This window comes from Pontibacter sp. SGAir0037 (genome assembly GCF_005491705.1).
In the GTDB taxonomy this organism is placed as follows: domain Bacteria; phylum Bacteroidota; class Bacteroidia; order Cytophagales; family Hymenobacteraceae; genus Pontibacter.
Genome location: NZ_CP028092.1, coordinates 574,890 through 599,305 on the forward strand (window position 1 = coordinate 574,890; position 24,416 = coordinate 599,305).

Sequence of the window (24,416 nt, forward strand, 5' to 3'; positions counted from 1 at the left end):
TGGTTGCCTTGCCTGAAGCTAAGGCAAATCTTTTAGGGGTAGAAGAGGGCCCAGGTGAGCAGCAACTGCAGGAATTATTCCGGTTGAATTTCAACTCTGGATTTACGGCAGATGCTGCGGGGGCTAAACAGCCTGTGAATAGCAGGCAACAGCCAACATTAGTAGAGGGAGTAGATGGAAAAGCCGCATTTTTCTCTTCAGGGCAGGTGCTGCAGTATGCATCGGGAAAGAACCTGAATAAATCAGAAGGTTCTATTTCCATGTGGGTGAAAATTCAGGAAAAAGAGGGGGGCGCATCAGGCGGTCCCCTTACCTTATTAAGTGAGGATGGTCCAGGTGCAGCCGGCAACAATAGCTTTAAAATAGAAATGTTCCCGGGCCGACTTATTCGTTTTAGTCTGAAAGACCCAAAGGACTCCTATATCTACTACCATAAGATTGGTGACTGGCACGCAAGTGAATGGCATCATCTGGCAGTAACCTGGCATGCTAAAAAAGGGGCACTCATTTATGTGGATGGCAAGCCTTCGTCTATTGGCTGGATGCCGCAATGGACTCCGAAAACGTACCCTCATTTTTTTATTGGGGCTGCAAATGCGCAGGGAGAACAAGCCTGCCATACAACAATAGATGATTTTATCATTTATAACCGAGCCTTAACAGAAGATGAAGCAAGAGCAATGTTCCTGAAATACGGTGACTTCTCAGCTGATATTTCCTTTAAGGATCCTTTCCTTAGGGCATCAGAAGCAGGTGCTGCTACCATGGTATTAAGTAATGCAGGAGAAGAAAGCATCAGTTTAAAGCAGCTGAAATTTACAATTTCTGATAAAGACGGTAACGTAGTGCAGCAAAAGGCACTGCAAGACCAGGCAATCGGGAAATTGAACCACAGCGTTTTGAAAGTACCTGTTACCCTTACTTCACCAGGTGCCTATACCTTTACCCTATACTACCACGAAAACAACAAAGAAAAGAAAGTCTCAGCCCCGGTGCAGGTGCTGGCAAAACGTGATCAGGCAAAGCAGCAGGCTGCCAGTCAAATCTTAATTACTGAGGTAAATGCTGCAGAACAAAAGCCTGTTGGCGAGGCAGGCAGCACCGTGGTGGTTTCTTCGCCAATAGGCGCTTATCGTGAGGCAGGAGCTAAAGTACACAATCGTTTTGCCCTCGATTTTGAGGTAGAAGAGCTGGACGCACCGCACGTAGCTGTTATTACCTATCCGGATGATAAGCCCCGATCCATGGAGATTATGTTGCAGCATTTTAACAGCACCATCGATTTTCAGTCGCATACAGGTGTTGTAACCGGAGAGGAATATCCAGTTTCTGGTAAAATGAAGGAGTTCAGAATTGTATTCTGGCCCCGCTCCAAACGGCAGGCCTTTATTTTTATGACAACAGAAAATAACTACCCGGCTGCTGTTAAGGATATCAAAGTTTATAAGATAAATGATTTTAAAGTTGCCTCACAGGCAGCCAGATTTAACGGAAGCGTACCTGCCCGCAGCAGTGGCTTGTACTACGAAGACCCGGTGCTTTTCCATAATTTTGGTACTGGCCGCGATCTGGAAGGTTTTACGAAGGCAACAGATCGCTTGCTCGAGTACATGCAGTCTTTTGGGCAGACAGAGTTTGAATATCCGCTGGCCTGGTATGCCGGCCCTTTGTACGGAACGGCTGTTGAGCCTTTCCAACCGGATATTGACGGAGCGCAGGGAGGGCAGCGCCCGCACCCTGACGGTTATCCTGCTTACCTGCTGAAGCGCCTGGGAGAGCAGAATATGAAATTTACGGCAGGCCTGCACATTCACACGCTGCCAAGCCTAAATAAATATGCGCTGGCAGATACTTCCAGGATTAACAGGGGAGAAGAAACTGTTATCAATATCAACAAAGATGGTAAATTATGGTATGGCTACTGGCATGGGGCAGACCCCAATTATAATGCCGCCGATCCAAGAGTGATGGCCTCAGTAGATGCAATTGTGCAGGAAGTTTGCGAACGTTATGCCCACGAACCAGCTTTTGATGGCATATCTTTAGTTATGGCCCGACCAAAGCTATTTACATTTGGCTCGCTTGCTTCCGGTTATAATGATTCTAACCTGCAACGGTTCCAGGAGGAGGCGCAGCTAAAGATCCCGATTTACAAGCCTGGGGATCCGAAGCGTTTTGAGAACAGTTATAAATGGCTGATGAATAACCCGGAAGCCAAAAAAGCCTGGATAGACTGGCGCTGTAAGGTATTGTATCAGCATTATGCTGCTATGAGCAAAAAGATGGCTGCTTACCGTCCTGACCTTAAGCTTAAACTAAATGTTTTTGTGCATCTCACTAATAACCAACGACTGGCCGATTACCTGACAGAGCCGCCGGTTGAGGTGATGCGTGAAATGGGGATTGACCCGGCTCTTTACAAAGATCATCCTACTATTGTGTTGAATCATACATATGTGCCGGCAGATCTCAGGTGGAAGCGCTCTCATTATCCGCCTGCTAATCATGAAGTGAACCGTACTGTTATGACGGCACCAGAAGTAGTGGCCTCTATGCAGGATATGTCGAATATGCGGGTAACCATTCACGACCGTTACTGGGAAGATGCCATCGGCAAGGAACAACCACTGCCAGGTTTAAAAGCCATAGGTGTAAACGAAATGGTTTGGCGTGCCTCCACTCTGAATGCTGCAGGTTACCACAGCCTGGAGCCCTATGTGTTTGCATTAAATCATCTTGATGCAACCAGTATTGTAAAAGGGGGCTACGTGGTAGGAACTTATGGTATGGAGGAAGAGCTTCTCCGTTTCTCTGAAGCCTTACAGGCATTACCAGCTGTGAAATTCGAAAATGTGGCAGGTATAGCGGATCCGGTGCGGGTAAGGCAGCAAATGGTAGATGGTAAACTATACTTTTATGTTCTGAACACTCTGCCTGAGCCAGTCGAAATTAAATTAAAGCTGGCAAAATCAGACAAACTGCTGGAGCCTGTTGTGCAAAAGACCCGCAAAAAATCCAAAACTTTAACCTTAGCGCTGCAGCCTTACGACCTGCGTGTTTTCGAAAGTACTTTTATTGATCAGAAAGTTGTTTCCGGAGAAAGTAAACTCTCAAAAGTGTGGCTGGAACAGCTGCATAGTTCGCTGGAAAGCCTGGAGAAGGTAGCGCAGGAGAAGCACATGCAGGAAGGGAAGTCTGCTCCTTATCTATCATTAGCCAAGCAGTGTTGGGAAAATAAACACTATGCCAGGTTATACTTCCTCTTGCAAGAAGACTGGGCCAAAGATATTGAAAGGAGGGCAGCAGCAGCTACATCTTCTTTAAATGAAAATTAACTGAAGCGATTGTCCAAGGTTGATTGCTGTTATCCGGTGAAGTAGGAGAAGCAGGCCTGCGGAAAATAAATTCTAAACTTATGAAAGAGCAACAGTCACAATTAATCAGGATGTATTATTTGTCCGTGCCTGTGGAGGCGTGGGAGGGAGCATCTTTACATAAAAATAATGTGGCGCATACAGAGTCCAGCTCACATTCAGCAAGATCAGGAGTAAGGGTAGAGCGTGGTGTAAAATTGGTCTTCAGGAAAAGCTGCCAACTCAGGCAGCTATCTGTTGAGAGATTATCTATAGTAGGAGTAGCAAACGATTTACCTTTAATATATCATATATGATCAGGAAAACAGCTTTTTTCTTTTGTTTGTTTGCATTAGTGATCAATCACTTTTGTATGGCTCAAAATACAGATGATGTTATCTTTAAAAAAGGTGACAGGGTTAACTTTATCGGGAATAGCATCACCCATGGTGGTGAATTTCATAATTTCATTCTGCTGTACTATGCTACTCGTTTCCCGGAGGCTAAAATAACTTTTTATAATTCGGGTATATGGGGCGATAATGCCAATAGCTTTCTGCAGCGAATGGATAACGATATACTGAAAAATCCGGCAGAGTGGTCGGTTGTAATGGCTGGCATGAATGATGTGAACAGAGGCTTGTATGCAGCAAGCAGGCAGAATGAACCTGACATTGAGGCGAAAAAACAGCGGGCACTGGACGATTACAGAGGATACCTTGAAAAGGTAATTCAACGTTTGCTCCAGGCTAACACAAAAATAATACTGCAAAAACCTACTATTTATGATCAGACAGGTACTTTGCCAGCTGAAAATCTGTTCGGTGTAAATGATGCCCTTCAGAAGTGTACATTTATTATAGATGAACTGGCCCTGAAGTACAACCTGAAGGTTGTAGACTACTGGACTATTCTGAATAACTTAAATAAGCAGGTGCAGGTAAATAATCCGGCAGCTACACTTATCAGCAACGACAGAGTTCATCCTGGTTCTCCGGGCAATTTTATTATGGCCTACCAGTTTCTGAAAGATACGGGAGCTCCTAAATATGTAGCCGATATCGATATTGCTAAAGGAGAATTAAAAAGATGTAAAGATTGTGTTATAACAGCATTTAAGGCTTCAGAAAATAAGATTGAGTTTACATACAAAGCAAAGAGCTTACCTTTTCCTGTAGCTGCCGAGGCCGAATCGGCTTTGTCGCTTGTTCCATTCTCGCAGGAATTAAACAGTGAGTTGCTAAAAATAGCAAAGCTTCAGGCAGGTGATTATGCCTTAACGATAGACGGGAATTTTATCCGTAACTATACCAGCGCGGAACTAAACAAAGGGGTAAATCTGGCCTTAGAGAAAAGAACACCACAGTATAAGCAGGCTCAGAAAGTAATGGCGCAGTGTATACAATACAGGGCGTACCAGCGGAAACTGCGGGATATCAGGCGGGTAGAGATTAATTATCTTCCTAAAGAATTGAGCAATGCCACTTTCTCCGACATCAAGAACTATATCGATAACTTAAGGAATACCAATGATGCAAAGTATACTGCTAACAAAGCTTTATTTGATGCTTACCTGATTGATAAACCTAAAGAGACAGAAACGGAGCAACAGCTTGCTGTGGCTCTGGAGAAAATCTATTCGATCAATAAGCCCGTGGAACACACTTTCCTGATCAGTCGTGGTGCCGGTACAGATACCAACCCGCAGGAAACACACAGCTGGGGTTTTGATGAACCTGTTATCTCTAATAGAGTAGAAGGTTGGACTATTGTAAACTATAATAATGCAAATACAGAAGACGGGATTCTGAACCTTATTGGTAACCAGTCTTATAACCATATCCGTTACGATGTTCCGTCTACCAACGCTGTGGATCCGGCGCAAAGCAAAACAGCCGTAATCCGCCTGAAAAACCAGACAGCCAACACAAATGCCCGATTTTACTGGTGGGGATCAGCAGCAACAGCTGCATATATTGATTTTACCATAACTCCAAATGATACCGAATTTAAAGAATATAAAATTGATCTAACCAAAGATATCAGGTGGAGCGGGACGATCAACATTATCCGTTTCGATGTGCCAAGTCCTTTGCATGCCATTTCTTTCGGTAAAACAGTTGATATTGATTATGTAAAACTTACGACGGAAGTGCTGCCAGAGCCGGAACCGGAACCTGTGCAGCCTATGGCTCCCAGGATTCCGGCTCCTTTTGGTGTGAACCTGGCTGGTGCTGATTTTGGTGAAAATATGCCTGGCGTTCACAACACAGACTATACCTATCCAACTGCGGCAGAACTGGACTATTTTAAATCTAAAGGATTAAACCTGATCCGGTTTCCGTTTAAATGGGAGCGTATACAGCGCACGCTGAATGGTCCGTTGGATGAGGTAGAGCTAGGTAGAATGAAGAACTTTGTAGAGGCTGCTCACAAAAAAGGGATGTGGATACTGCTGGATATGCACAACTACGGTCGCAGAAAAATTGATACCACCACTTATCTTATAGGTTCGCCTACCATACCCGTATCTGCTGTAACGGATGCCTGGCAAAAGCTGGCCTTGGCTTTCAAAGATTATGAAAATATCTGGGGCTACGGTATCATGAACGAACCCCACGATATGCTTACTTCAACTCCCTGGTTCAACATTGCGCAGGCGATTATCGATACTATCCGAAATGTAGATACCGAGACAACCATCGTAGTAGGGGGCGATAGCTGGAGTTCTGCCACCAGATGGCCGACTGCAAGCAATAATCTCAAAGATCTGGTTGACTCATCGGATAAGCTGATCTTTGAAGCACATCTTTATTTTGATGATGATGCTTCTGGAAAGTATGATCAGACGTATGAAGGAGAACAAGCCAATCCGAATATAGGTGTTACCAGGGCAACTCCGTTTGTAAAGTGGTTGCGAGACAACAACCTGAATGGCTTTATGGGGGAGTATGGAGTGCCTGATAATGATCCCCGCTGGCTTACAGCACTGGATAACATGCTGGTTTTTCTAAAAAACAATAAAATAAATGGCACCTATTGGGCGGCAGGGCCGTGGTGGAATACTTATACCCTCGCAGTAGAGCCAATCGGTGGTGTAGACAGGCCTCAGATGGCAGTGTTGGAGAAGTATACAACAGCCAATACAGAATATTCCGGTGAGCTGGAGGTAGATCCTCAGACACACATATGGGAATTTAACGGAACAGTAGAGAGCAACAGAATAGACGACTGGACAATCGTGAACTATAGTAATGCCAGTTCATCCAGTGGCATATTAACATTACCTGTAGGGCAAAGCTACAATCATATCAAATACGATGTTCCTGCGAGTAATGCCATTACGCCAACTACCACTAAATATGCGGTGATCAGGTTAAAGAATGAGACTGCAGAAACCAAGGCCCGGTTCTACTGGTGGGGACCAGTGGGAGACAATGTGGCGAATTATGTGGAGTTTGATATCACTCCAAACGATTCCGATTTTAAAGAATATATAGTAGATCTTAGCCAGAACCCCGCCTGGACAAGCAAGAGCAGCATCCGCATTATACGATTTGATGTGCCGGCGCTGGCAAGTACCGCTTCTATAGGTAAACTGGTGCAGATAGATCAGGTGAGACTTTTGGCTTCGCTGCAGCATAACTATACCTGGAACTTTAATGAGCCTGTTGCGAACAACAAAGCCGAAGGCTGGAATATTGTTAATTATACTGGTGCATATACTGCTGCCGGCATCCTGAACCTGACAGCGGCACAAGCTTACAATAACATCAGGTTGGATGTTCCTGCCAGCACACCTATCGACCCAACCGTTTATAAATTTGTAACCATCAGGCTGAGAAATGAAACTGCAGAAACAAAGGCCAGATTTTATTGGTGGGGGCCTGTTGGTGATAATGTAGCCAATTTTGTGGAGTTTGATATCTCAGCAAATGATTCAGATTTTAAAGAATACAGCGTAAACCTGGGGCAACAGCCTCTATGGATCGGGAAAAGCAGCATCCGTATCATACGATTCGATGTGCCGAGCCCGGTAGGCGTGGCCTCTTTGGGTAAAGCTGTCGCAATAGATTATATTAGCCTGTCTCCTTACATGGCACAGCAGGCAGGCACAGCATTCGTTACCTCAGCTGCATTTAAGGGCAAGGAGCTGCGAATAGCTGAACTGTACATAATAACAGCCGCAGATAAAACTATAAAAGTCGCAGCCTTTGCCCCGGAAGCAGGCAAAGCTACTCTTGTGATCACAGATATGCTGGGCAGGAAGTTGCTGGACCAGCAATTATCACTCTCGAAGGGAGAAAATATTTTAGAGGGAAAGGTGAAGACGTTACCTGCCGGCGTTTATATAGGAACACTGTATCTGGAGAAAGAAAAAGTGGCTAGGAAATTTGCAGTAGAGTAGATTTGCATGGATAGTTATGACAATGATTAAAGAGGCTTGTAAAAGGCTCTTTAATCGTTTTTTCTCACTGATGTTGTTTTAAATGCTACTGCAATTGTGTTCTGCACATCAATAACTTAAATTACTATTTCCTGATCTGTTCGCTATCATGAAAAAGATATTTATCATGCACCTGTCTCTGCTTAATAAAAACTCTAAGCTATTTTTCTGGCTCTGTGGTATAGCGCTTCTGTATCCGTTTGCTGTAAAGGGCCAGTCAGATCTGCGTGTAAGTGACAATGGGCGCTACCTGGTTTACCAGAACGGCAAGCCTTTTTTCTATCTGGGCGATACTGCCTGGGAACTGTTTCACAGGTTAGACAGGGAAGAAGCTACCATATACCTGGCAAACAGGGCAGAAAAAGGTTTTACGGTAATCCAGGCAGTAGTGCTGGCGGAGCACGATGGCCTGCACGACCCGAACCCTTACGGATATACTCCTTTGGTTAATGATGATCCTGCAAAACCAAATGAAGCTTATTTTGAACATGTAGACTATATTGTTAATAAAGCCGAAGAACTGGGGCTGCATATAGCGATGTTACCTACCTGGGGTGATAAGTTATTTAAGAATAAATGGGGCGTAGGCCCTGAAATTTTTAATACACAGAATGCCTATACCTATGGTAAGTTTATAGGGAGCAGGTATAAAGCAAAGAAAAATATTATATGGGTTATCGGAGGGGATAGAAACCCACGGGATAATTCCGATGATGTGGAAGTCTGGCGTGCCATGGCTAAAGGTATAACTGAGGCAGTAGGCGGAAACGACAAGGCTATGATGACTTTCCATCCGCAGACAAATTCTTCTAAGTGGTTTCATGAGGATGAGTGGCTGGATTTTAACATGTGGCAATCCGGACATTGTGCCGATACCAAAGTGTGGGACAAGATAAGCCAGGACTACAGGCTATCTACTATAAAGCCTACTATGGATGGGGAGCCGATGTACGAAGAAATACCAGTTTGTTTCGACCTGGAGAAAAATGGCTATGCTGATCCGAACGACATCCGAAGAAAAGCCTACCTGAATTTGTTTGCCGGAGCCCACGGGCATACGTATGGCTGCAATAATATCTGGCAGATGTACGCTCCGGAGAGGAAACGGCACATAGATGCCACTAAACCCTGGTTTGAGTCGCTCGATTTGCCGGGTGCCAATGCAATGACTTTGGTGCGAAAACTGATGGAGTCGCGGCCAATGCTGGAGCGCATTCCCGATCAGTCGATGGTTGTGCATTCACCTGATAATTACAAAGAGCGGATTCAGGCAACCAGGGGAGAAAATTACGCTTTTATCTACTCTTCTTCCGGCCTTCCCTTCGAAGTAAACATGGGTAAAATCTCTGGTACAAAAGTTAAAGCATCCTGGTATAACCCCAGAACAGGGCAAGTTACAAAAGGAGGAAAGCACACAAACAGCGGCCTTATAAAATTTACACCTCCTTCGCAAGGTGATGATCAGGATTGGGTGCTGGTTTTGGATGATGCTTCTAAAAAGTTTGCAGCCCTGAAGTAGCTATTGGGCCTCTCCTGTACCATGGGAAGGCTCTTATTATATTCTTTCGTTTTGAGATTGTGTTGGGAGGACAATTTTATAAAAAAGCAGACAAAGACTTGCTTTTAATGCCAGTCTTTTTTAATATTGAGTACTCACTTAGTGCGTTAAGAAATTTTGGAATAGCTTGTAGTTTAGAAGTGCATAAAACAAGCTTTTTAAAGCTATAGTATTATATTTCCAACGAATTGTAGCATTGCTTTATAACCAGATTGCTGAACTACAAGGGGAATAAACTTATGTTTTTAACTTAGTGCGTTAAGATAAATTTATAAAGCGTAAATTGCGAATGTACTAAGTAGTGCCAGGATAATAAAGTTAGCATCAGCATAGAAAAGAATTCTATTACTATACATACATATTAAAGATCGTCACGATGAAACAAGTTATCAACAAGCTATTACCCCTGAGGTTGATTTGTGTGATGCTAAGTTTTGCATGTTTTGTCAATAACCTGGCTGCACAATCAACTAACAGGATACAGGTAAGTGGTACTATTACGGCTGCTGAAAACGGGCAGCCACTTATCGGAGCTACCATAGTGGAGAAAGGAACAACAAATGGTGCTACCACAAATGCATCCGGAGAGTTTATGCTAACTGTAGCTACCAACGCTACATTGGTAGCTTCTTATATCGGCTATAATGCCAAAGAAGTAGCGGTAGGAGGTCAGGCTGTTGTTCATGTAAGCCTGAATGCCGATGAAAAGCAACTAAAGGAAGTTGTGGTGGTTGGTTACGGTACACAGCGGAAAAAGGATTTGACAGGTTCCATGGTGAGCCTGACAACTGAAGAGCTGCTGCCAACGCCTTCTGCCAGCTTCGATCAGATGATGCAGGGCAAGGTGGCGGGAACACAAATTACACAGACAACCGGTGCTCCGGGTGGAAATGTGAATATTGTGATCAGGGGGCTAAGTTCTATCACAGGTGGTAACCAGCCTTTGTATGTAATAGATGGCTATGCCATAGGGGCAGGTGGAGGAGGTTCCGATGTTAGTAGCTTTAACGGGAATTCATTTTCCTCTAGTGGGATGGCAAATAATACTGCCAGTAAGATTAACCCGCTAAGTACTATCAATCCGGCTGATATAGAATCCATTGAAATTCTGAAAGATGCTTCTGCAACCGCCATCTATGGTTCGAGAGGTGCGAATGGTGTAGTTATAGTTACTACTAAGCGAGGAAAACAAGGAAAACCTTCTATAAGCTTTGAGGCATCGGGTGGTGTACAGACATTAGCAAAGAAGCTTGACTTACTGGACGCACAGCAGTTTGCAGAGTTTGTGGCCGAAGGTCGCGATAACGCTTGGGTATATGCAGGAGGAAACGCTTCAGACCCGAATGAGGTACGGGCTGGTGCTACACAGGTAAAGCCTGAATTTCGTAATCCCGCTTCACTAGCTGCAAATACCGATTGGCAGGATGTGATCTTCCGGCCAGCTGCTCTCCAGAACTACCAGTTATCTGTAAGTGGTGGAGCAAATGACATAAATTACTATGTGGGTGGAGGATATTTCGATCAGGAAGGAATTATTGAAGGGTCAAATTTCAAGAGGTTTAACCTGCGTACTAATATAGATGCTTACCTGTCTAAACGGCTGAAATTAGGTGTTTCGGTGGCTGGTTCCCATTCTTATGGTGATTTTGCCCGTGCGGAGGGGCACCTGGGGCAGCGCGGACTCATCTCTGCCGCCCTGGCCAGTTCTCCGGCGCTGCCCCTTTATAATGAAGATGGCAGTTATAGTTCAGAACTTTTAGATCCGCTTGGAGTGCCTGTTGAGAACCCGTTACTGATCCTGGACGAATTCAGTGACAGAAGAAATTCTACGAATGTCTTTACAAACAATTATCTGGAGTATGAAATACTGAATGGTCTTACGGTGCGATCATCTATAGGTATTAATTATATAGCAGACAGAACCCGGCTTTGGAAATCTTCCGAAATAGGTGAATGGGGTGCTAAAACAAGTCCGGCAACAGCTGGTGTGCATAACAGAACCAGCATCAACTGGCTCAACGAAAACACGGTTAATTACCAAAGGGTTTTCGGGGAGCGTCATAGCCTGAATGCTGTGGCTGGTTTTACTGCTCAGAAAGATGCCTTGGAAATGTTCCAGGCCGGAGCCACTGACTTTCCAACAGATTATATTCCTGTTCTGGCCGGAGGTAACGTAAACGCGGGTACAAATTACATTTCAGAATGGGCCATGCTCTCCTGGTTAGCAAGAGTAAACTATGCTTACCATGATAAATACCTGTTTACAGCCACTGTTCGTCGCGATGGTAGCTCCCGCTTTGGAGCAAACAACAGGTGGGGTACTTTCCCTTCTTTCTCGGTGGGGTACCGGGTATCGCAGGAGCCCTTTATGGCTAACGCAAATTTTGTGGATGACCTGAAGGTCAGGGCCAGCTACGGTACCTCCGGCAATAACCTGATCGGTAACTATGCCCATATTGGCTTGTTAGGCATTTCCAGGTATGTGGCGGAGGGTCAACCAGTGCTGGGTATTATTCCTCAGAGTCTGGCAAATGATGATCTAACATGGGAACGCTCTTTTGAAGTTAACCTGGGTCTGGATGTATCTCTTTTTGATAATCGTTTGTCTTTGACGGCAGATGTTTACCGGAATCGCAAAAAAGATCTGCTGCTGAATAGTTTACTGCCTGCTATTTCCGGTTTTGGCTCATCTACCCAAAACGTTGGTGAACTGGAGAACAAAGGGGTGGAACTGGCGCTGAACACAGAAAACATCCGTTCCGACAACTTTTCATGGAATACGAACTTCAACATCAGTGTAAACAGAAACAAAGTGCTGGCTTTAAGCTCATCCAGTTCCAGAATTGTTAACTCAGCTTACCAGATTACAGAAGTAGGCCATCCTATTTCAAGCTTTTACATGCTGAATGTGATCGGCATATTCCAGAACCAGGCAGATGTAGATGCCAACGCGAAACAGCATCCGAATGTACAGCCTGGCGATCTAAAGTTCGAAGATGTAAACGGAGATAATGTTATTACCGATGCCGATAGAAAAATTGTAGGCAGTCCCTGGCCAAAATATACATTTGGTTTCACGAATAATTTCCGGTTTAAGAACCTGAGGCTGAGCACCACTATTGTGGGTTCGCAAGGGAACGAGGTTTATTTTCAAGGTGGAGAGATTTCCTTGAACAGTGCTGGTGTCCAGAACCAATTGGCTATGGTAGCTAACCGCTGGAAATCGGAGCAGGATCCGGGAGATGGAATTGTGCCAAGGGCTATCCGTAACGACTATGCCCGGGGTATCAGCTCAAACTCCAGATTTTTGTTTGATGGCTCTTTCGTGCGAATCAGGAATATAAACCTTTCTTACACACTACCAGATAATCTGTTGGAGAGGTTGCGCATACCGTCTGTAACCGTGTTTGGTGATGTGGCCAATGTTTACACTTTTACAAAATATCCGGGCTACGATCCCGAATCAAGTTCTACAGGTGATAACATCGCGGCGACAGGCATCGACTACTTTTCTTACCCTCTTCCAAGGACTTACACAGTGGGTTTAAGGGTTTCTCTTCAATAGTTTTTTCACCTCTAGCGATAAAGTCATGAAGCTGAAAGCATATATCATACTATTCCTGCTGGTAATTAGTACTTCCTGCCAGGATTTTTTAGAACTGCAGCCTGAGTCGCAGATAAACGACCAGAACTTTTATAAGACAGAAAATGATTTCGAAAAAGCCATGATTGGTGTACATGGTACTTTCAGAGATCTTTATAATACCGATATCTTCTACATTGCCGAGCTAATGACCGATAATGCAGAGATATCTATTTCTTCCTCTTCTATTACCGAAGTAGAGTTTGACGAACTAAACATAACGTCTTCTAATACCATTGTGCAGTCGGTGTGGGACAGGGCACTTTATACAGTGGCGCGCTGTAACGTAATTATTAACCGCTTAGAAGGTGTGGCCATCAGCGATGATGCAAAGAACAGGCTAATGGGCGAAGCTAAATTTATGCGTGCCTATGCCTACTTTATACTGGTGCAGACATTCGGAAGCGCTCCAATTACTAATGTGGAGTTCCGAAGTCCGGATCAGATTATGGCAACCGACCTGACGCTAAAACCCAAAGATGAGGTATATAATGTCATATTGGAAGATCTGACCAGTGCAGAAGCTCTTTTGCCAGCAGATCTGAATCCGAACAAAGGACGCATTTCACGGGGAACAGTGAAAACTTTATTGGGTAAAGTATACCTCACGCAGAAGCAGTACAATTTGGCTGCCTCACAACTGAAAGAAGTAATCGATTCAAGACAGTACTCCCTGGTAAATAACTACAGCAGTTTGTTTGTGAAAGGGAATGAGAACCTGGCAGAGTCTATTTACGAGCTGAAGTTCATTTCAGGCGCTAATTTAGGAAATAGTTATTCGGTACAGTTTACACCTGCCTCTACAGGCCTTTTAGCAAACCGTCAGCAAGGTTCTGGCAGAATAACACCTACTCTTAGTTTAATGGAGGCCTACGAAGAAGGAGACAGCAGAAGAGATGCCTCCGTAGGTGATTCTATCACGTCTGATCTGACAGGTGAAAAAGCCTATAGCCGGCACGGTTTAAAATTTGTAGATTTAACAGCAGTAAACCCAAGGGACGGCGCAGTTAACTTTTTAGTATTACGCTATGCAGATGTGCTCCTGATGTATGCAGAGGCCTTAAATGAACAGGGTAGTACCGCAAGTGCAGAAGAATATGTGAATATGCTGCGCGACAGGGCAGATGTGGAAGGTGTAGCGGGACTGTCTCAGGAAGAGATGCGCGAAGCTATAGCACATGAAAGAAGGGTGGAACTGGCATACGAAGCTCATCGCTGGTTCGACCTGATAAGAACGGGCAGAGCAAAAGAAGTGATAGATGCTTATTACGCTGGTAAGGGATTAAACTTTACACTGGCACCGCATGAACTTGTGCTGCCTATACCTAGAAGGGAAATTGAGATAAATCCTGCCATTAAGCAGAACGAAGGCTATTAATTACATTAACTGCTGAATAGTTTGTGTTACCAGGTATTTACCTTAACCACGGTACATAGAGTCAACTTTTGTTTAGAAAAGACTCTATGTGCTGTGTAAGACTATATAAAGAGCGAGAATTGTATTGTGATTTATGGCTTTATTCCTGTGCCAGATCATTCCTTATATCGAAATAAACTTCAGATCATAAAATGAATTTTAATCTTAAGCAATTAACCTGGTTAGTACCTGTTGCTCTTATGTACAGTTGCTCGGGTACCCAGCCGGTTTCAGTGCCAACCACAACCTCTGCCCCGGTCACCACAAATGCTGCAAGCCCACCTGCGCTTGTAGAGGAGAGCCTGAGAGGGCAGTCTTTTAATAACATCACCCTGGAAGCTTCGTTAAAGCCTTTTAAGAAGAATGACAAGGCCTATATCAGAAGTGTGGCTGCCGAAATGTTTTCGCAATGGGGTTCTTTGCTGCGCCATGCTGATACCATTTCTGTGATGCTCTGGACCGCAGACGGCTCAGAAATACTGGACTACAGCGGAAACCTGAACCAGCCGCTGGAGTGGGCAAAGTACATAGGCAACCCAAACACAGATCACGAAGTTGGATCAGGCCCGAAGGAGTTATCGCTGCATGAGCGGGCTTACCTGTATATGAAAAATCCTCCGCAGTTTACTTACCAGGATCTGAAGTTTATCATACAAACCTTAAAAGAAACAGGCGCTGCCATTACAGGCAAGCCGATACGTGTAGGCGCTACATTCGACCCAGGGCCGGAGTTTGCCAAATCTGAGTTTAAGTATAAGAAGCACCCGGAAATTCTGGAAGGAAGTGCCATGGGCCATAAATCGTTTGTGTTCAGCTATGCTACACTAAATGCTGATGATGCTTCCTATGCCGGTTTTCCGAAGGGCATTCCGGCAGATACGCCTTTTGGTACATTTTTCGGCCGTCAGAGCCAGCATTTCCTGCAGGACCTGGGCTATGATTACATCTGGTTCAGCAATGGCTTTGGCTTTGGGATGGAGCCGTGGGCATCTACCGGTACTATATTTACAGGGAAAGATTTTAACAAGGAGAACCTGGAAGATACCAAAAATAAGATCGTTAACTTCTGGACCCTTTTCCGGCAAGAATGTCCTGATTTCAGAATAGAGACAAGAGGTACCAACTTAGCCACAGGCATAGATCTGGCAAAAGATGGTGTAGACCTAAAAGCGATTTACGAAGGCGGCTACAATATCCTGCCTCCTCCTAACTCTCCCTGGGCTGCCCTGGACGGCGATTTTGGTTTAGAAATGGTTGGTTATATGTCGCGCATTGCGGAGTTACCAGACAACAGGTATATTTTCCGTTACTATACCCATGACCCATGGTGGTTGAATAGCCCCTGGTTAGATCGCTATGGTCGTGAGCCGCACGATATTTACCTGCCTATGTCGGTGGCAATGATCAACCAGCAGGGGGATCTGAAGTTGCCTACCCATTTAAATTTCCTGACCATTGATGATTCGTATGGGAACATGCCAACGCAGGTACCGGATGAGGTAATACCGCATATCCTGAAAGCCCGCTACGATAGCCCAACGGCTCCGGGGCCGCTGGTATGGGTATACCCTTTCGAAGAGTATCATAGTTGGGCGCATAACCAACAGGATCGTCTGGCGGAGATCTATTACGGAGACTGGTTTATCAGGCAAGCGATCAACAATGGTCTTCCATTGAACACGGTAATTTCTACAAAATACTTTCAGTCAGCTTTGGCAGGAAAGCCGGGCATGTTCGATCAGTCTGTACTGGTTACCATTGTACCCGATGCAGATTCTGATTTTGAGAAAAGTTTGATCAGCTACGTAAAAGCAGGTGGCAAAGTGGTTGTTTATGGCCCGGCTGATCATGCCAGCCCGGCCTTTGCGGAACTACTCAATCTTAAGAACGGTACCCCACTTGAGGGAGACATGAAGATCATGGGAAACTACGCCTTCGACCAACTGGAGAAAGCTTTTCCGGCTACAATTAACCACAAAGCCCTTCTTTCTGGAGGAGCCCTGAGAACTACTGTTAAGAACGCGAAGGACCCGGCCACCAAAGTGCTGGTAAAAATGCAGCAGGCTAATAATAGCCGTGATGCTGTGTGGGTACGGGCACAACAAGATTGGAAAGGCGGAAAGATCGCTTACGTACGTGGTACGAACTCAAGCGATTATGAAGGTGGCCGTTTATTGAAACCAAACGATCCGGGCAAATATTTTGTAGGCCCTGCTTACCTGCGTTATGTGCTCAAAGAATTTGGCCTGGAGTATGCCGTCGATAAATATGATCCTGCTGTTAAAAGTCCGGTACTAGGTATCTCCCGCAGCAAGAACGGTTACTTTTTCTCCGGTTATGTACCTAATACATCTGTAAAGCACCGCTTTAAATTTCCGCAGGGAGCTCCTGTGCTGAATGGGTACGACACCAGGTTAGAAAACGGCTATGCCACTTATTCTTTCCCTACGGCCTGGAGCAGAGAGGCACGTGTGTTTGTGGAGCAGAACGATGGTATTGTGTCCTGTAAAGAAATGCACTCAGGAGAACTTGGTATTACCAGGAGATTGCAAATAGCAGGATTAAAAAATGCTACTGTAAGAGTTTATCCGAACGACGGGATTACGAAGGAACAGATTCATTTTTACCTGAATACCACCTATCCCTGGAAAACGGGCAAGATATCATTTGAAAATGGAGAAGAGCAGTATGGTGAAAACTATATTGTTCGAAATGTTACCGGTGATTTAGTGGTTTCATGGGAATAAACAGCATATCAATCATGAAAAGCATAGCTATATTATTACTGGCCCTGTTGCTGTCCAGTTCTTGTAAAAGCCAGAGCCAAAGCATCAAAGCAGCTACACCAACTGCTGCTTACCTGGCGGAGGTACAGAAGGAGCTCAAAACAATTTTCCCAGATAATAAAAGGATAAACCTCGTGTTTCATGGTCACTCGGTGCCATCAGGTTATTGGAGCCGTCAGGAAGTGCATACCCTGGAATCTTACCCGAACCTGGTTCTTGGTAAACTGAAAGGTGTTTATCCGCATGCTGTTATTAATATTATTATTACAGCCATAGGAGGGGAGTATGCCGAGAAAGGCCAGACCCGCCTAACAGTAGATGTATTGCCGCATAAACCTGATGTACTGTTTATAGATTATGCGTTAAATGACTTGGGCATCGGGTTGGAGAGGACAAAAGTGGCCTGGGAGAAAATGATAGAGGAAGCCCTTGCCAATAATATAAAAGTAGTATTGGTTACGCCATCGCCAGATCAGCGCTACAATATCCTGGAACCTGGCAATAAGCTGGAGCTACACGCAAAGCAGATCCGCGAACTGGCAGCGAAATACAAAGTCGGACTAGCCGATCCTTTTGCCGAATTTCAAAAAATAGTCAGCAAAGAAGGTTCTATAGAGGGCTATATGTCGCATGTAAACCATCCGAACGAGAAAGGGCATGATATCATTGCCGGGGAGATTTTTAAATTATTTCAGTGAGTGATAAAACAATGCATAAACACATTTAATTAGGGAGAATATAGTGAAACTTGTGCCATTTTTTTCTTCTATTTGCAGATAAGCTTTATCCTTTATCGCATACTAATTTCCAGTTTTGGCCATGAATTCAGCTTCGCTTACATCTTTATTTGCAGCGCTTCAAACCCGGTTTGAGGGAGAATTATATTTTGATGATTCTTCCTTGCATCAGGCGCAGAAGCGGGTATATGCTACTGATGCTTCTGTTTACCAGGAGATGCCGCTGGCAGTTGCTCTTCCTGAAACAAAAGAAGCTATCAGAGCGCTTGTCATTTTTGCAAATGAGCATGCGCTAACGTTAATTCCAAGAGCAGCAGGTACATCACTGGCCGGGCAGGTAGTAGGAAAAGGCATCGTCGTGGATATTTCAAAATACCTGAACAAGGTACTGGAGGTAAACGCGCAGGAGCGATGGGTAAGGGTGCAACCTGGTGTGATCCGGGATGACCTGAACGCATACCTGAAGCCATACGGCCTTATGTTCGGGCCTGAAACATCTACTGCCAGCCGTGCCATGATAGGCGGCATGATCGGAAATAATTCCAGTGGTTTGCACTCCATTGTATGGGGCGACACACGGCAGCATTTGCTGGAGGCACAGGTGTTGTTAAGTGATGGTACAGAGACAGCATTCAGAAGCTTGTCAGGAGCAGAGGTTATAGAAAAATGTACGCTTACCGGCCTGGAAGGTGAAATTTATAGAAACCTCGTAGCCCTGGTGCAGGACGAAGAAAGCAGGCAAATCATTACTAAAGGTTATCCGAAGAAAACGCTTACCCGAAGAAATACAGGTTATGCGCTTGATTTCCTTATCGGAGATGAAGCCAATGCGAACATGCCAGCGCTGAATTTATGCCAGCTTCTGGCAGGATCGGAAGGAACGCTGGCCTTTGTAACGGAAGCAACGCTGAACCTGCTGCCTCTGCCTCCTAAAGAGGAAGGACTGGTTTGCATCCATTGTCATTCGCTCTCCGAATCTCTGCTGGCAAACCTGGTGGCGCTCAGGCATCAGCCTATGGCGTCGGAGCTGGTAGATAAGTATATCATGGACTTTACGAAAGGACATCCAACATACCAGCACAACCGCTTCTTTATACAGGGAGAGCCGGAAGCATTGCTGATGGTGGAGTTTTTGGAAGACACGAAGGAGACAATAGAAGCAAAGGCTTTAGCTTTAATTGCTGATTTGCAGGCAGCTGGCTTAGGGTATGCTTACCCGGTAGTTACCGGCAACCAGGCCAAGCTAGCATGGGATGTCCGGAAGGCAGGGCTTGGCCTGATCCGGAATTTACCAGGCGATGAGCAGCCAGTTAACCTGATAGAAGATTGTGCCGTTTCGCCCGAAGATTTACCGGCTTACATAGCCGACCTGCAGGTGATCCTGGAGAAACATAAGCTGAATGCTTCCTACTATGCCCATGCCGGGGCAGGAGAACTGCACGTGGAGCCGATGATAAACCTGAAAACCACAGCAGGGAAAACTCTATTCAGAACAGTGCTGCAGGAGACAGCAGAACTGGTGAAAAAATATAACGGTTCTCTAAGCGGAGAGCATGGTGACGGGCGTTTGCGGGGTGAGTTTATTCCGGCTGTGCTTGGTGAAGAAGCTTATGCCCTGATCAGGAGAGTAAAGCAGGTATTTGATCCGAAAGGTATATTTAATGCCAACAAGATCGTAGACACGCCTCCGATGAATGAGGCGTTTCGGTATGAAGCAGATAAAGCCGTTATACCTGTGCAAACCCTGTTCGATTTTTCACAGCAGGAGGGGATTTTAAAGCTGGCAGAAAAATGCTCTGGCTCCGGCGACTGCCGTAAAACCCACGTGACAGGTGGCACGATGTGCCCCAGTTATATGGCTACCCGACAGGAGAAAGATACTACACGGGCCAGGGCCAATATTTTAAGGCAGTTCCTGACTACTTCTGAAAAGGTAAATCCTTTTGATCATGAGGAGATCAAGGAAGTTATGGAGCTTTGCCTGAGCTGCAAAGGGTGTAAATCTGAATGTCCGTCGCGTGTGGATGTAGCCAAGATGAAGGCTGAATTTCTGCAGCATTATTACGATGCGAACGGTGTGCCGATGCGTGCCCGTTTGGTTGGTAACTTTACCAAATCACAGCAACTGGCATCTGTTATATCTCAATTCTACAATTTTATTATCAACAATAAATTCACAAGCAATCTGGTAAAGAAAACCATTGGCTTTGCCGCAGAGCGCTCGTTGCCAGAGGTAGGAAGCACTACCCTGCGGAAGTGGAAAAGGCGCTGGGATAGGGAAAGAGGTACAACCACAAACTCCAGGCAGGTATACCTGTTCTGCGATGAGTTTACCAACTACAACGATGTGGAAATTGGTAAAACGGCTGTTAAACTCTTAACAGCTCTGGGTTACGAAGTAATTATTCCAAAGCACCTGGAAAGCGGACGTACTTATCTTTCCAAGGGATTGGTGCGCCAGGCAAAAGCTATTATCAATAAAAATATACAGTTACTTTCCGGGCTAATAGCTGAGGGTACACCATTGATTGGTATAGAGCCCTCGGCTATTCTAACTTTCCGGGATGAGTACCTGGAGCTGGCTTCTGCTACACTTGTACCTGAAGCCAGGCAGATTGCCCGCAATGCTTTCCTGCTGGAAGAGTTTTTACTACAGGAAGTAGCAAAAGGAAATATTACATCAGAGCTATTTACTAAAAAGAAACAACTTATCAAGCTGCATGGGCACTGTTACCAGAAAGCCTTAAATGCACTCACTCCTACACAAAAAATACTCTCTTTGCCGGTTAATTATGAAGTAGAATTAATTCCTTCCGGCTGTTGCGGTATGGCAGGCTCTTTCGGCTATGAAAAAGAACATTACGATGTGTCTATGAAGATCGGAAGCCTTGTCTTGTTCCCGGCAGTTGAAGCCCAACCCGCGGATACCCTCATTGCGGCACCTGGTACCAGCTGCCGCCACCAGATCAAAGACGGTACAAGCCGCAAGGCCTTCCATCCTGTTGAGATTCTATGGGCAGCGCTGGAGAGGCAGGAGAGCCCAGATAAAGCACCTCATATCAAGATAACCAGTAACCCTACAGTTTATGAAATTACGTAAGTATAGTACCCTCTTTTGTTTAGCGGCTCAGTTTTTTGCTGCAGGTGCCGTTATGGCGCAGACAGCCTCTACAGGCCCTGTAAAGACGCAAACTGCTAAACCGGCACCACAATTAGGTAAAAGTTCACTAAAAGAAGTGATCGATGCCATGACCATTGAAGAAAAATCGCTGATGGTAACGGGTGCCAAAAGACGAGAAGTCTATCCACAGGCTTTACCGGGAAAAAAACAAAAGAATATTATTGCTGTTGGGGGTTATACGTATCCATTCCTTCGCCTAGGCATTCCTCCTATTTATCTTTCAGACGGACCAGCCGGTCTGCGCATCGCCCCCAGAAGAGAGAATGATGCTAACTCCTACTATTGTACAGCTTTTCCGGTAGCTACGCTGGTGGCATCCAGCTGGGATGTAAAGTTAGCCGAGCGTGTGGGCAAGGCAATGGGGCATGAAGCAAAAGAATATGGTGTAGATATACTGCTTGCTCCTGCGCTCAACATCCATCGTGACCCGTTGGGCGGACGTAGCTTCGAGTACTATTCAGAAGATCCTTTGATCTCAGGTAAAATGGCTGCTTCGGTAATTAATGGGATACAATCGCAGGGGGTAGGGACTTCTATAAAACACTTTGCAGCCAATAACCAGGAAACCAGCAGGCGTTTTATCAATACTATTGTTAGCGAAAGAGCTCTTCGGGAGATATACCTGGAGGGATTCAGAATTGCGGTTAAAGAAGCTAACCCCTGGACGGTGATGTCTTCTTACAACAAAATTAACGGTGTGTATACTTCCGAAAGTAAGGAGTTGCTGGAAACGATACTCAGAGAGGAATGGGGCTTTAAGGGCTTTGTGCTTAGCGACTGGTATGGCGGGGAGGATGCCGTGAAACAAATGAAAGCAGGCAACGATTTACTGATGCCGGGCCTGGCGGTATGGTCAAATAAAATTGACAGCGCCGCGCGTAATGGTGCCCTGGATATGAAGGTGCTGGATAAGAACATTGAAAGAATACTGCATGTTGCAATGCAAACTCCTACTTTTAAAGACTATCCATACTCCGATAAGCCAAACCTGAAAGAAAGTGCTGCCTTGGCCCGCGAAGCGGCGGCACAGTCGATGGTATTACTTAAAAACGAACAAAATACGCTTCCTCTTCAAAAGTCTGCACCCAAAGTGGCCGCGTTTGGCAACTACTCTTATAAGCTGATTGTGGGAGGTACTGGCAGTGGTATGGTAAACAATCAGTATAGTGTGTCTGTAGCAGAGGGACTTAAAAATGCTGGTTACCAACTTGACAGCGAACTACAGGAAGGTTATCTGACTTACCTGAAGCGGGGAAGGCCACGCAACCTGAAAGCGGACAGCCTGATTACAGCAATGCCTAAGCAGGACAGTATTCTGGGTGAAATGGCAATTAATGAAAGCCTTATACAGCGGAAAGCGGAAGAATCGGATGTGGCTATTGTTTCTATTATCAGGGTTTTTGGTGAAGGCGGTGACCGGAAACTGGAGAACGACTTTTATCTTTCAGCCGATGAGAAGAAGTTGCTGAAATCTGTTTCTGATGCATTCCATGCTAAAGGCAAAAAAATGATAGTAGTGCTTAACATTGGTGGCGTGATAGAAACAGCAAGCTGGAGAGATCAGGCTGATGCTATCTTACTGGCTTGGCAACCGGGTCAGGAGGGAGGAAACGCTGTGGCTGATATTATGAGTGGAAAAATTAATCCGTCAGGAAAGTTAGCAACGACCTTTCCAATGGATTATCCGGATGTTTCCTCTGCAAAGAACTTCCCGGGAACACCAGTAGGAGAACCCAAACAAGTGGTATATGAAGAGGGTATTTATGTAGGGTACCGTTATTTCGATACTTTTAAAGTAAAACCTGCTTATGAGTTTGGCTACGGTTTATCCTATACAAATTTTGATTACAGCAAGCTGAAGCTGAGTTCCAATAAATTTAAAGACAAGATTACTGTTACACTGGATGTTAAAAATACAGGTACAGTGGCTGGCAAGGAAGTAGTGCAACTATACCTATCGGCACCGTCTAAGGTTATGGAGAAACCAGAGAAAGAATTAAAGGGCTTTGCAAAAACGGATCTGCTACAGCCTGGCCAGACACAAACGCTAACTTTTGTACTAGATGCACACGCTCTGTCTTCTTTCGATAGTGATCAGTCCGCCTGGGTAGCTGAAGCAGGTAATTATACTATTAGAGCGGGTGCCTCTTCCAAAAACATCAGGCAAACTACTTCTTTTAAGCTGCCTGAAAGTATCGTGGCTGAGAAAGTGAATAAGGTACTGGTGCCACAGGTTGCTATTCAGGAATTAAAAGTTTCAAAGTAAGTAATCACAATTTAGCAGGAAATTAATTGAAAATGTTTTTCGTAATTACCTTTTAATTTTTAACTTAGTGCGTTAAGTTTAATGAAGAAGCTAAAACATCGTCTGCGGTGGAATAATAAAAGGAAGTTATAGCTGTTTTAAAAATATAAGCATGAAAGTATTGTCGAAGAGTACCATCCTGATTGCCTTCGTTCTGTTCAGCCTGCTGGGTATAAATAACGCGACTTACGGGCAAAAACATCCCGAAACAAAGCTTGGTTGGAAGCTGGGGGCTCAGGCTTATACATTTAAACAATTTACTTTTTTCGAAGCTATTGATAAGATAGACAGTTGCAACCTGAGATTTGTAGAGGCTTATCCTGGGCAGGTACTTGGTGGAGGTATGGAAGGGAAAATGGATTATAAAATGCCGGATGAGCAGCGAAAGGAAATCCTGAAAAGACTAAAGAAAAAAGGTGTGAAGATGGTTTCTTTTGGTGTGATAGCCCCTGGTAGTGAGGAGGAGTGGCGGGAGTTATTCTTATTCGCTAAAGCCATGGGGATAGAAACTATCACATCTGAACCTAAGCCCGAAGATCTGCCACTGCTTTCTAAGCTGTGCGAAGAGTTTAAGGTAAATGTTGCCATTCATAACCACCCGCAGCCAACACGTTACTGGAGCCCTGATATTGTACAGGCAGCCCTGGAGGGGCAAAGCAAGCGTATTGGGGTATGCGCAGATATTGGTCACTGGACCCGCTCCGGCCTGGATCCCGTCTCTTGTTTAAAGCAGCTGGAAGGACGTGTTTTTCAGCTGCATGTTAAAGATATGCACGAAAAAGACCTGAAAGCGCATGATGTGCATTGGGGAGATGGAGTTACCAATATCGCAGGTGTGATACAGGAACTGATCAGACAGGATTTCAAAGGTATTCTCTCTGCTGAGTATGAGTACAACTGGTATAAAAGCACTCCGGATGTAAAGGAAAGCGTGCAGTATTTCAGAAGCGTGGTTAGTAAAGAATTAAAAGGTAGTACATTATAAAGGG

10 protein-coding genes are annotated in these 24,416 nt (G+C 44.9%); all 10 read left to right on the plus strand.

Annotation, left to right across the window (positions count from 1 at the left end):
• The first annotated feature begins 8 nt into the window (after nucleotides 1-8).
• Nucleotides 9-3,335, plus strand: coding sequence for a LamG domain-containing protein (locus C1N53_RS02350; RefSeq protein ID WP_168193938.1), 3,327 nt, complete (start codon nucleotides 9-11; stop codon nucleotides 3,333-3,335).
• 391 nt (nucleotides 3,336-3,726) lie between these two features.
• Complete coding sequence (locus tag C1N53_RS02355) at nucleotides 3,727-7,761, plus strand: cellulase family glycosylhydrolase (RefSeq protein ID WP_168193939.1); 4,035 nt, start codon at nucleotides 3,727-3,729, stop codon at nucleotides 7,759-7,761.
• 148 nt (nucleotides 7,762-7,909) lie between these two features.
• Entirely contained in the window at nucleotides 7,910-9,319 is a 1,410-nt protein-coding gene (locus C1N53_RS02360) for a glycoside hydrolase family 140 protein (protein ID WP_240773359.1), read from the plus strand.
• A 415-nt stretch (nucleotides 9,320-9,734) separates the two neighbouring features.
• Nucleotides 9,735-12,923: a TonB-dependent receptor gene (locus tag C1N53_RS02365; protein ID WP_137757801.1), complete on the plus strand. Its 3,189-nt coding sequence runs from the start codon at nucleotides 9,735-9,737 to the stop codon at nucleotides 12,921-12,923.
• 25 nt (nucleotides 12,924-12,948) lie between these two features.
• The gene (locus C1N53_RS02370; RefSeq protein WP_168193940.1) at nucleotides 12,949-14,379 is read left to right on the plus strand and encodes a RagB/SusD family nutrient uptake outer membrane protein; all 1,431 of its coding nucleotides are present in this window, start codon (nucleotides 12,949-12,951) and stop codon (nucleotides 14,377-14,379) included.
• A gap of 191 nt (nucleotides 14,380-14,570) precedes the next feature.
• Entirely contained in the window at nucleotides 14,571-17,165 is a 2,595-nt protein-coding gene (locus tag C1N53_RS02375) for a hypothetical protein (RefSeq protein WP_206077608.1), read from the plus strand.
• Between the two features lie 14 nt (nucleotides 17,166-17,179).
• Entirely contained in the window at nucleotides 17,180-17,902 is a 723-nt protein-coding gene (locus C1N53_RS02380; RefSeq protein WP_137757802.1) for a GDSL-type esterase/lipase family protein, read from the plus strand.
• Nucleotides 17,903-18,023: 121 nt separating this feature from the next.
• Nucleotides 18,024-21,041 carry an FAD-binding and (Fe-S)-binding domain-containing protein gene (locus C1N53_RS02385; protein WP_137757803.1) on the plus strand — a complete coding sequence of 1,006 codons (3,018 nt, stop codon included), beginning with the start codon at nucleotides 18,024-18,026 and terminating at the stop codon, nucleotides 21,039-21,041.
• Nucleotides 21,028-23,388, plus strand: a complete 2,361-nt coding sequence (locus C1N53_RS02390; protein WP_240773360.1) for a glycoside hydrolase family 3 C-terminal domain-containing protein — start codon at nucleotides 21,028-21,030, stop codon at nucleotides 23,386-23,388. The genes C1N53_RS02385 and C1N53_RS02390 overlap by 14 nt, the downstream gene beginning before the upstream one ends.
• A gap of 151 nt (nucleotides 23,389-23,539) precedes the next feature.
• Nucleotides 23,540-24,412 (plus strand): sugar phosphate isomerase/epimerase, encoded by an 873-nt coding sequence (locus tag C1N53_RS02395; protein WP_137757804.1) that lies wholly within the window; start codon nucleotides 23,540-23,542, stop codon nucleotides 24,410-24,412.
• Nucleotides 24,413-24,416 lie beyond the last annotated feature (4 nt).